Here is a 10,883-nt window from a genome sequence, read left to right on the forward strand (position 1 = left end):
GCAAGGGGGAGGGAGCCCTTCCGCCGGTGATCCGCGGAACGAAGAAGAAGACGAAGCTGAACACAACAAGATGAGGGCGACACAGCAAAACGCGATCGACCACCGATGCGGTGATCGATCGCGTCAAGCCAGTTGAGGAAGCGTTTGGCCTACCCGCCGTGCGGCCGCGTCGCCGACGCTACGCGGCGCTTGTCTTCGCGTTCAGCCAGCACGGTTGCCTTGGTGTTGACGGTCGGGATCGCCGACATGCCCGGCCGCAGCAGGCCGGTGAGGCTGTGATCGTCGAGCACGATCTTGACCGGCACGCGCTGCACGATCTTGGTGAAATTGCCGGTGGCGTTGTCGGGCGGCAGCAGCGCGAATTCGAGGCCGCTGGCCGGCGACAGGCTGTCGACATGGCCCTTCAGCGTGGTGCCGCGAAAGCTGTCGACGGTGAGCTCGACCGGCTGGCCGTTGCGCACATGGGTCAGCTGGGTCTCCTTGAAATTGGCGACCACATAGACCGCATCGAGCGGCACCACGGCCATCAGCTGGGTGCCGGCCTGGACATATTGCCCGACGCGCAGTGTGCGGGCGCCAACCGTGCCGTCGACCGGTGCGGTGATCTTGGCATAGGACAGGTTCAGCTCGGCCTGCTGCTCGACCGCGCGGGCGCGGTCGACCTGGGCTGCGGCCTGCGCGCGCTGCGTGGTCAGCACGTCGACCTTGCGCTGCGCCGCCGACAGCGCCGACTTCGCATGCTGCAACTGCGCCGTATTGGAGCGCAGCGCCGCATCGGTCTGTTGCGCGCGTTGAATGGTGCCGGAGCCTGATTTCATCAGCCCGTCGTAGCGGCTCTGCTCTTCCTGGGCGAATTTCAGATTGGCTTCGGCGGCTTCGACATCGGCGGTGCTCTGGTCGATGATCGGCTGCTGCAATTCGAGCTGCGCATCGAGGTTGCGCACCGAGGCGTTCGCAGCGTCGACATCGGCCTTGGCCTGGCCGAGCGCGGTGCGGTAATCGCGGTCGTCGATCTCGGCCAGCAGCTGGCCGGCCTTTACCGGCTGGTTGTCGGTGACCAGCACGCGGGCGATGTAGCCCGACACTTTCGGCGCGATGATCGTGGAGTCCGCCTTCACATAGGCGTCGTCGGTGGATTCGAGGTAGCGGCCGGTGGTGACGTAGTCGTAGCCAAGGTCGGCGGCCACGGCGATGCCGAGCAGGGCGGCGAGCCCGAGGGCAGCCCGCTTGACCGCCTGCCGCGATGGGCGGAGGCCGATTTTGGCTGATTCTTCAGGGATATAGGTGGTGGTCGACATGGCATCCTCCGGGTCGAACATTTGCGTCCTTCCAGAAAGGGCGCCGGGTACGGCCTCTAGATGCAATGTCCTCCCCGCTGTGATAATCCCGATAAAACTGGAAGCATTATCAAGCCAGCGCTGATAATCCGGACCTTGCCGAATGGATCGCCTGACCAGTTTGACTGCCTTCGTCCGGGTCGTGGATTCCGGCGGCTTTTCCGCGGCCGGCCGCAAGCTCAACATGTCCACGACCATGGTGAGCAACCATGTGCAGTCGCTGGAGGATCGGCTCGGCGCCCGGCTGCTCAACCGCACCACGCGCAAGGTCAGCCTCACCGAAGTCGGCCAGGCCTATTACGACCGGTCCGTCCAGATCCTCGCCGACCTCGAGCAGGCCGACGACATTGCGGGCGCGCTGCAGTCGGTGCCGCGCGGCACGCTGCGCGTCTACACCAACACCCATCTCGCCCAGTTCCTGTCGCCCGCAGTGGTCGAGTTCCTGGCGACCTACCCCGAGGTCAAGGTCGACCTCGCGATCGGCGAGCGCCACGTCGACCTGATCGACGAGAACTTCGATCTCGCGGTGCGGATGCTGCCGCCGCCGGACTCCAGCCTGATCGTGCGCACCATCGCGACCTGGCGGCACGTGCTGTGCTGCTCGCACAGCTATATCGAACAACACGGCAAGCCCGTACAGCTCGCCGACCTCACGGCCCGCAATTGCATCCGTCACGTGAATTATCCCTACGGCGACGAGTGGCATTTCGTCGACCGCAAGGGAACGCCGGCGTCGGTGAAGGTCACCGGCAATCTGGTCGCCAATAGCGGCGACACGTTGAGGCTCGCCGCATTGGCCGGCGTCGGCGTGTTCCTCGCGGCGGGCTTCCTGGTTCGCGACGAACTGGAGTCAGGCCAATTGGTCCGGTTGTTGCCCGAGTACCGGCCGGTCGAGTTCACCATGAACGCGATCTATCCGCACCGCCATCATCTCTCGGCGAAGGTCCGCACCTTCATCGATCTCCTGGTGCATCACGCCACCGAGCAGCAGAAGCTGATCAATCCCTATTCGTGATCGAAGACGTGGCGCGAACCGCGCATACAAGTCTAACTCCGTCACCCTGAGGAGCGCGCAGCGCGTCTCGAAGGGTCGACGGCCCGACTGGGGCCGATTCATCCTTCGAGGCTCGCTCCGCTCGCACCTCAGGATGACGGGTTTAGCTTTTGTCCCGCGTCATGGCGACCCGCTATCCCTTGCATGGCGCACCCGTGTATGAAGATCACGTCATCTGCCGGGGCCTGCCATGCCGCTTCGTGTCCTGACCGCCATCCTGTTCGCGATCGCAGCAAACGTGCTGTTGCTGGCGCCGGCGTCGGCCGCCTATCCCGATCATATTATCAAGATCGTGGTGCCGTTCGCGCCGGGCGGCGGCACCGACGTCGTCGCGCGGACGCTGGCGCAGGAGATGCAGAAGGATCTCGGCGTCACCGTCATCATCGAGAACAAGCCGGGGGCGGGCACCATCATCGGCACGCAGAGCGTGGCGACGAGCCCAGCCGACGGCTACACGCTGCTGATGGCGACCTTCGCCAACGCGGTCAATCCAAGTCTCTATCGCAAGCTGCCCTATGACGCGCACAAGGATTTTGTCCCCGTCGCGCTGGTCGCTCGCTCCTTCAATGTCGTCGTGGTCAATCCGTCATCGCCGATCAAGTCGATCGCCGATCTGATCGCGACCGCGAAGGCCGATCCGGAAAAACTATCGTACGGGACCTACGGCACTGGCACCTCGGCGCATCTGGCGGGCGAGTTGTTCAAGCACATGGCTTCCGTTAATCTCACCACCGTGCCCTACAAGGGCGCCGCGCCCGCCATCACGGACCTCTTGGGTGGCCAGATTCAGGTGATGTTCACGACGGTGGCAAGCTGCGCGTCGCTGGTCGAGGCCGGGCAGCTGCGCGCGATCGGCGTGACCTCGGCCGAGCGTTCGGCGTCATTCCCGCAACTGCCGACAGTGTCGGAAGCCGGTGTGTCCGGCTATGCCGCGGAGTCCTGGTACGGCCTTTACGCACCTGCGAACACGCCGCCCGAGATCATCGACCGGCTCAACAAGTCCGCGGCCAAGGCCGTGCAAGCCGAGGCTTTCAGGAAGCTCAGCATCAATGAGGGCTTCGTGATGGTGGCATCACCCCCGGCCGAACTCGACCGTTACTTCACGGCTGAGGAGGCCCGTTGGCGCAAGGTGGTCCAAGACGCCGGCATCAAGCCGGAGTAGGCTGCCCGCGCGGCACGGCGATCACATCTTTTTGCATCGCCATGCCGCAACCGTGATTCTAGACGCAACGAATGGTTCCTGGGGTCGTCGATGACGGGACGCCGGCAACACCGCCGGTTTTGATCGGACCCCGGGCTGGGGAGTGAGCCATGTGGATTCTGTTGCTGCTGCCGTTCATCGGCTTGCTGTGGGTGCCGTTCTATAATTTCGTCGAGCCGTCGCTGTTCGGCTTTCCGTTCTTCTACTGGTACCAGCTCGCCTGGGTGCCGATCTCATCGCTCCTGATCTGGCTGGTCTATCGCAGCCGCCAGCCCGACGCCGACGAGCAGCGGTGAGGGGAGAGCCATGACCGATCACATCGCCTGGGTGGCGCTCTCCGTCTTCATCTTCTTCTTCGCGCTCGTCACCGTGATGGGCTTCTTCGCCGCGCGCTGGAAATCCGGCCCGGTCAGCGAGCATCTCGACGAATGGGGGCTCGGTGGCCGCCAGTTCGGCACCTGGATCACCTGGTTCCTGGTCGGCGGCGATTTCTATACCGCCTACACCGTGATCGCGGTGCCGGCGCTGGTCTATGCGGTCGGCGCCTATGGCTTCTTCGCGCTTCCCTACACGATCATCGTTTACCCCTTCGTGTTCGCGGTGATGCCGGTGCTGTGGAAGAAGGCGCATGCCAACGGTTACGTCACCGCTGCTGACGTCGTCCACGGTGCCTACGGCTCGCGCAGCCTCGAACTCGCGGTGGCATTGACCGGCCTGGTCGCGACCATGCCCTATATCGCGTTGCAGCTGATCGGCATGGAGGTCGTGATCAAGGCGATGGGCCTGACCGGCGAACTGCCGATCATCGCCGCGTTCGTGATCCTCGCGCTCTATACCTACAGCTCCGGCCTGCGTGCGCCGGCGCTGATCGCCTTCGTCAAGGACATCATGATCTATATCGTGGTGCTGACCGCGGTGGTCGTGGTGCCCTCGAAGCTCGGCGGCTATGGTGCGGTGTTCTCGGCCGCCAACGACGCCTTCACCGCCAAGGGCGGCGCCACCGGGCTGACGCTGAAGCCCGGGCAGTATCTGCCCTATGCGACGCTGGCGCTCGGCTCGGCGCTCGCTGCCTTCATGTATCCGCACACGCTGACCGGCATCTTCGCCTCGAAGTCGGCGGATACCATCCGCAAGAACGCGATCCTGCTGCCGGCCTATACGCTCTTGCTCGGCCTGATCGCGCTGCTCGGCTATATGGCCTATGCCGCCAACATCAAGGTGACGTCGCCGAACGACGTGGTGCCGATGCTGTTCAAGACGCTGTTCCCGGAATGGTTCGCGGGCTTCGCGTTCTCGGCGATCGCAATCGGCGCGCTGGTGCCGGCGGCGGTGATGAGCATCGGCGCCGCCAATCTGTTCACCCGCAATGTCTGGAAGTCCTATGTCAATCCGGACATCTCGCATGCCGGTGAGGCGTCGGTGGCGAAAATCACCTCGCTGATAGTGAAGGTCGGGGCGCTCGCCTTCATCCTGTTCCTGCCGACGCAATATGCGCTCGACCTGCAACTGCTCGGCGGCCTCTGGATCGTGCAGACGCTGCCGGCGCTGGTGTTCGGCCTGTTCACCGTCTGGTTCCGTGCCGAGGGTCTGCTGCTCGGCTGGGCCGTCGGGATCGGCTGGGGCACCTATACGGCATGGAGCAACGGGCTGAAGCCGCTCGCCAGCATCTCGCTCGGCGATTCCAGCTACACCTTCTATGTCGGCCTCGGCGCGCTGCTGCTCAACATCGTGGTGGCGGTGCTCGCAACCGTCGTGGTCGGCCTGATCTCACCCGCCAAGCGCGGCGCGGCGGCCTGAGCCGTCGCTTGCATCTGTCGGGGCGGAGGTGAGCAGCGCGGTCAGCCGCGCCACCTCCGCCCTGGTCTTTTCGATCGCGGCGTCCTTCACCGGTCCATAGCCGCGGATCTCCATCGGCGCTTTTGCGATCGCGACGAGGTCGGGCAGGCGGGCGGCATCGAGCTTGCTGAGCAGTGTCTCGATCAGCGCCTCGTACCAAGAGATCAACTCGCGTTCGGCGCGGCGCTCCGCGGTGTAGCCGAACACGTCGAACGCCGTGCCGCGCAGTCCCTTCAGGTTCGCGAGCAGTCGCAGCGGCGTCTGGATCCATTGCCCGAACGCGCGCTTGCGCGGCCGGCCCCGTGCATCCAGCCGTGCCGGGAGGAAGGGCGGTGCAAGGTGGTACTGCACCGTGAAGTCGCCGTCGAACTCGCGCTTGAGCTCGTCGAGGAATCCGCCCTGCATATGCAGCCGCGCGACCTCATACTCATCCTTGTAGGCCATCAGCTTGAACAGCGACCGCGCCACGGCGTCGGTCAGCGTCTCACTGCCAAGCGAGGCCTCGGCGCGGCGCACGCGCTCGACTGTGGCGCGGTAGCGTGCGGCGTAGGCCTCATTCTGATAGCCGGTAAGGAAGTCTGCGCGGCGCGCGATCATCTGCTCCAGCGTCTCCGGCGTGCTGATGGCAGCACCGTCCGCCTTCGGCAGAAAATCCGGATCGGCAAAAGCGAGCCGGCCCCAGGCCAGCGCCTGCTTGTTGCGCTCGACGGCGACGCCGTTGAGCTCGATCGCGCGCGTCAGCGCGTCCAGCGACACCGCCACCAGGCCCTGCTGCCAGGCAAAGCCAAGCATCATGATGTTGGCGTACACGCTGTCGCCGAGCAGCCGCTCCGCCAGCGCGTTGGCGTCGATCGTGGTGAGGTTGCCCGATCCGATCACGCGCTCGATGGCGCGCAACCGCACCGGCGAGGCGAGGTCGGCGTCACGAAAGCGCACCACGTCGCCGGTCGGCATCTCGGCGGTGTTGACCGCGGCGCGCATGCCCTTGCGATACGTGCCGGACGCCTTCGCCGACGAGCTCACCACGAGATCGCAGCCGATCAGTGCATCCGCCGCGCCCTGGTCGATCCGCACCTGGTGCAGCACCTCGGGCGCTGCCGCCAGCCGCAGGAAGCTCAGCACCGGACCGAATTTCTGCGCAAAACCTGTGAAGTCGAGCACCGAGACGCCGCGGCCCTCGAGATGCGCGGCCATCGCGATCAGCGCGCCGACCGTGATGACGCCGGTGCCGCCGACGCCGGTGACCAAGAGATCATAAGGCCGCTCCAGCGACGCAAGCTCCGGCGTCGGCAGTGCGGCGGCGCGTACCATCGGATCGATTGTGCTCGCGCCCTTCGCCCGCCGCTTACCGCCCTCGATGGTGACGAAGCTCGGGCAGAAGCCGTTGAGGCAGGAAAAGTCCTTGTTGCAGGTCGAGAGGTTGATCTTGCGCTTGCGGCCGAACGGCGTCTCCTTCGGCTCGACGCTGAGGCAGTTGGATTCCACCGAACAGTCGCCGCAGCCTTCGCAGACGAGATCGTTGATGAAGGCGAACCGCGCGGGATCGGCGAGTGTGCCGCGCTTGCGCCGCCGCCGCTTCTCGGTGGCGCAGGTCTGCTGATAGATCAGCACGGTGACGCCGGGAATTTCGCGCAGTTCGCGCTGCACCGCATCCATCTCCTCGCGCGGGTGGATGGTGACGCCGACGGGCAGATCGGCCGCCGAAAAATGCAGGGGATCATCCGACACCAGCGCGATCCGCGACACGCCCTCGGCGCGAACAGAGTGCGCGATCGCCTGCACGCTGACCGGGCCGTCGACCGGCTGGCCGCCGGTCATCGCCACCGCGTCATTGAACAGGATCTTGTAGGTGATGTTGGCGTTGGCGGCGATCGCCTGGCGGATCGCCATCGAGCCGGAATGATAGTAGGTGCCTTCGCCGAGATTCTGGAACACATGCGCGTTGCCGGTGAATTTCGACGAGGCCGCCCAGTTGACGCCTTCGCCGCCCATCTGGATCAGCGACGAGGTCTCGCGGTCCATCCAGCTCGCCATGAAATGGCAGCCGATGCCGGCCAGCGCCTTGGAGCCCTCCGGCACTTTTGTCGAAATGTTGTGCGGGCAGCCCGAGCAGAAATACGGCGTTCGCGTCGCACCGGGGACTGCGATGGTGCGATCCTGCTCCGGCCTCAGCGCGGCGACACGGCGGGCCAGTTGCAGTTCCGGAAACATCGGATCGAGCCGCCGCGCCAGCACGTCCGCGAGCATCCGCGGCGACAGCTCGCCGGTCCAGGAGATCAGCCGTGCGCCGGTTTCGTCATGCTTGCCGACCATCCGCTCCGGCTTGGCGCCGGGATAGTCGTAGAAATATTCCTTGAACTGGCTCTCGATGATGCCGCGCTTCTCCTCGACGACGAGGATCTCGCGCTTGCCCGTCACGAACTCCATCGCATCGTGCAGCGCCAAGGGCCACACCATGCCGACCTTGTAGATGTCGATGCCGAAGCGACGGCAGGCGGCTTCATCCAGTCCAACCAGCCGCAGCGCCTCCATCAGATCGAGATGTGCCTTGCCTGTCGTGACGATGCCGTAGCGCGCGTCCCTGATGTCGTAGATGCGGCGGTCGATCGGATTGGCCTTTGCGAAGGCGTAGACCGCGTGCTTCTTGGCCTCCAGCCGCTCCTCGATCTGCGGGCCCGGCAGATCCGGCCAGCGATAATGCAGGCCGCCCGGCGGCGGCACGAAATCCGGCTGCGCGAAACGGCGCGGGGCGGGCAGCTCGACCGAGGCGCCCGACTCCACGATCTCCGAGATCGCCTTGAAGCCGACCCACATCCCGGAGAACCGACTCAGCGCATAGCCGTATTCGCCGAACGCGAGATATTCGCCGACATCGGACGGATGCAGCGTCGGCATGAACCAGCTCATGAAGGCGACGTCGGACTGGTGCGGCATCGAGGACGACACGCAGCCATGATCGTCGCCGGCGACCACCAGCACGCCGCCATGCGGCGAGGAGCCATAGGCATTGCCGTGCTTCAACGCATCGCCCGAGCGATCGACGCCGGGGCCCTTGCCGTACCACAGCCCGAACACGCCATCGACCTCGCGATCCCTTTGCGTCTCGACCTGTTGCGAGCCGAGCACTGCGGTTGCCGCGAGGTCCTCGTTGACCGCGGGCAGGAATTCGATGCGGCTGTCCTTCAGCAGCTGTTTGATCTTCCACAATTCGAGATCGACGCCGCCGAGCGGAGAGCCGCGATATCCGGAGATGAAGCCCGCGGTGTTGAGTCCGCTCGCGCGGTCGCGCCTGATCTGGTCGAGCGCGATGCGCACGATCGCCTGTGTGCCGGTGAGGAAGACACGGCCGCGCTCCCTGCTGTAGCGCTCGGAAAGCTGGTAGGCGTCGAGCAGCGGCATCTGGCCCATGACTGATCCCTCGAGGAATCGCATTGTCTGATCGGACAAGGCTATGCCTGCGGGGCTGGTAGGTCTTACCTATCTGTTCGCTGGGCGAACGAAATTCGGTAGAATATTGCTGTAGATGGCTATATTTGGTAGACTGTGCCGGACGGGAGCCTCGCAATGGTCGAAGAGCACGACGAAAAAATCCTCGCCGAGCTGCAGAAGGATGGCCGCGCCACCAATCAGCAGCTAGCGGAAACCGTGGGCATGTCGACCTCGGCGTGCTGGCGCCGCGTCCGCGCGTTGGAAGAGGCCGGCGTCATCTCGGGCTATTCGGCGCTGGTCGCGCGCGAACGCGCAGGCTTTGCGACCTCGGCGATCCTGCACGTTTCGCTGGAGCGGCACGATGTGAAGTTCGTCGACGAGTTCGTCGCGCGGGTGATGCAGCGCCGCGAGGTGCTGGAGTGCTTCGCGACCACAGGCGACGCCGATTATCATCTGCGCGTCGTCGTGCGCGACATGGATGCCTACAACAGATTCCTCGACGAGTTCATGTTCCGGATTCCCGGCATCCGCCACGTCCGCACCAACGTGATCCTGAAGGAAATCAAGACCGGCGTGGCGCTGCCGTTTTGATGGAGTGAGCCATCATCTCGGCGATGGAGCCGCGCGCTCCACTCTCAGCTCCGTCACCCTGAGGAGGCCGCATGGCGGCCGTCTCGAAGGGCGAACGGCCACCAGCCGGGCCGTGCATCCTTCGAGGCTCGCCCAGCGGCGCAATTGCGCCGCAAGGCTCGCACCTCAGGATGACGGTTCAAGCAAGTCCACGTCCGCCATCTTGGCCCGCATCAGGATCATGAACACCATCACGTGGCTGACCAGCAGCAGCGGTACGTAGAGCGCCGGAATATAGATGCCGGCGCCGAACAGGCCGGGATCCGCGTTCTTCGTTGCGCCCATGAAGTAGGCGTTGAGAAGATCCAGCGTGCCCCAGATGTTGAAGAGCCAGACGATCGGAATGGCGAGCGGCCAGCGCCACGACAGTGCCGCCATCGCGAGCAGTGCGAGAGTTGCGGCGGTCAGATCGCCCCAGCCGACCGCGCCGGCAAACACCGGGTTGACGTCCGGTGACACGAAGCCGGTGACCAGGAAGTTCATCCCGAGAAACCGGAAGGCATGGAACGCCGCAAGCAGCCGCAGCGCCTCATGGCGCGGCAGGGTGCGGAGCGCCGGCCAGACATAGGTCGCGGCCACCACGGCACTCGTCAGGAATGCTCCGGCGACGCTGAGCAGGAATGGGATGTTGAGACTGACTGGCATGGTCGGGCTCCCTTGTGATGTCCGTTCGGCGTGGAAGGTCGAACCCGTGGATCGGGTTCGACCTCGGCTCGCGCTCAGGGCTTGGCGACGAGCAGACGCAGCGGCAGCAGTGGGCCGACCGCGATGTAGTCGTGGTCCATGATGTCCAGCTTGGACAACGGCAGACCTTCCATGATCGCGTGCGCCTCGGATGCATCCTTGGCGTCGAGCAGGAAGACGACGCCGCGCCCGTCCGACCGCGAATACCATTCGCGAAGCTTGCCATTGAGATAGAGCTGCACGGTCTGGCGGATTTCATCCGGCATCACGGCCATCACCTGGTCGCGGGTGACGCCCGCCTTCACGGTGAGGATGACCATCACGCCGGTGGTGATGGTGGAGGCGGCTTGGGCTTGGGTGGTTTGGGCAAGAGAGGGAGTGGTCATGGAGCTGGCGCCTGTGAGAGTGAGGGTGAGGGCGAGGATTGTGTGACGGATTGCCTTCATCGGTCGCATGTCTCCGCTCACGACATTGTCGTGATGTCGCGTGGATCAGCGCATATCGCGCTGCTTGCTGCTCCGATGTAGGGCGGCTTCCCGTGCGCGACTATTCGCGATAATGTTGACGGGCCATGAAGCAGAACTTCACAGTCCGGCAGGGGGCGCTCGACGGCGTCGAGGCGTTCCTCAGCGTCGCCCAGCACCGCAGCTTTCGCCGCGCGGCGACCGAGCTCGCCGTGACGCCGTCGGCGATCAGCCAGGCGGTGCGCGCG

The 10,883-nt window shown here is 65.0% G+C and carries 10 protein-coding genes; 6 read left to right on the top strand and 4 right to left on the bottom strand.

Translation table 11 applies throughout. The features are described from left to right. Window positions 1-149: 149 nt before the first annotated feature. The gene (locus tag H8A95_RS38225; RefSeq protein WP_229187765.1) at window positions 150-1,298 is read right to left on the bottom strand and encodes an HlyD family secretion protein; all 1,149 of its coding nucleotides are present in this window, start codon (window positions 1,296-1,298) and stop codon (window positions 150-152) included. A 142-nt stretch (window positions 1,299-1,440) separates the two neighbouring features. Here H8A95_RS38225 and H8A95_RS38230 point away from each other — a divergent pair, with 142 nt between their 5' ends. From H8A95_RS38230 to mctP, 4 genes are all read left to right on the top strand, one after another. Next, window positions 1,441-2,352 (top strand): LysR family transcriptional regulator, encoded by a 912-nt coding sequence (locus tag H8A95_RS38230; protein ID WP_229187766.1) that lies wholly within the window; start codon window positions 1,441-1,443, stop codon window positions 2,350-2,352. A gap of 229 nt (window positions 2,353-2,581) precedes the next feature. Next, window positions 2,582-3,553, top strand: coding sequence for a Bug family tripartite tricarboxylate transporter substrate binding protein (locus H8A95_RS38235; RefSeq protein ID WP_229187767.1), 972 nt, complete (start codon window positions 2,582-2,584; stop codon window positions 3,551-3,553). 149 nt (window positions 3,554-3,702) lie between these two features. Further along, window positions 3,703-3,888 carry a DUF3311 domain-containing protein gene (locus H8A95_RS38240; RefSeq protein WP_163160910.1) on the top strand — a complete coding sequence of 62 codons (186 nt, stop codon included), beginning with the start codon at window positions 3,703-3,705 and terminating at the stop codon, window positions 3,886-3,888. 10 nt (window positions 3,889-3,898) lie between these two features. Next, a complete protein-coding gene (gene mctP / locus H8A95_RS38245; protein ID WP_229187768.1) occupies window positions 3,899-5,389 on the top strand; it encodes a monocarboxylate uptake permease MctP in 1,491 nt (496 codons plus the stop codon). On the opposite strand, the gene H8A95_RS38250 is transcribed toward mctP, so the two are convergent. Next, complete coding sequence (locus H8A95_RS38250; protein ID WP_229187769.1) at window positions 5,360-8,836, bottom strand: indolepyruvate ferredoxin oxidoreductase family protein; 3,477 nt, start codon at window positions 8,834-8,836, stop codon at window positions 5,360-5,362. The two genes, mctP and H8A95_RS38250, sit on opposite strands and share 30 nt — an antisense overlap. Window positions 8,837-8,992: 156 nt before the next feature. On the opposite strand from H8A95_RS38250, the gene H8A95_RS38255 reads away from it, so the two are divergent. Beyond that, window positions 8,993-9,448, top strand: a complete 456-nt coding sequence (locus H8A95_RS38255; protein WP_229187770.1) for an Lrp/AsnC family transcriptional regulator — start codon at window positions 8,993-8,995, stop codon at window positions 9,446-9,448. Between the two features lie 165 nt (window positions 9,449-9,613). Here H8A95_RS38255 and H8A95_RS38260 read toward each other — a convergent pair whose 3' ends face one another. Both H8A95_RS38260 and H8A95_RS38265 read right to left on the bottom strand, forming a co-directional pair. Further along, window positions 9,614-10,132, bottom strand: a complete 519-nt coding sequence (locus tag H8A95_RS38260; RefSeq protein ID WP_229187771.1) for a hypothetical protein — start codon at window positions 10,130-10,132, stop codon at window positions 9,614-9,616. Window positions 10,133-10,206: 74 nt separating this feature from the next. Beyond that, window positions 10,207-10,617, bottom strand: a complete 411-nt coding sequence (locus H8A95_RS38265) for a hypothetical protein (protein ID WP_229187772.1) — start codon at window positions 10,615-10,617, stop codon at window positions 10,207-10,209. A gap of 125 nt (window positions 10,618-10,742) precedes the next feature. On the opposite strand from H8A95_RS38265, the gene H8A95_RS38270 reads away from it, so the two are divergent. Then, on the top strand, window positions 10,743-10,883 hold a 141-nt coding region (locus tag H8A95_RS38270; protein WP_229187773.1), incomplete at its 3' end, for a helix-turn-helix domain-containing protein.

The organism is Bradyrhizobium oropedii (assembly GCF_020889685.1).
Lineage (GTDB): Bacteria > Pseudomonadota > Alphaproteobacteria > Rhizobiales > Xanthobacteraceae > Bradyrhizobium > Bradyrhizobium oropedii.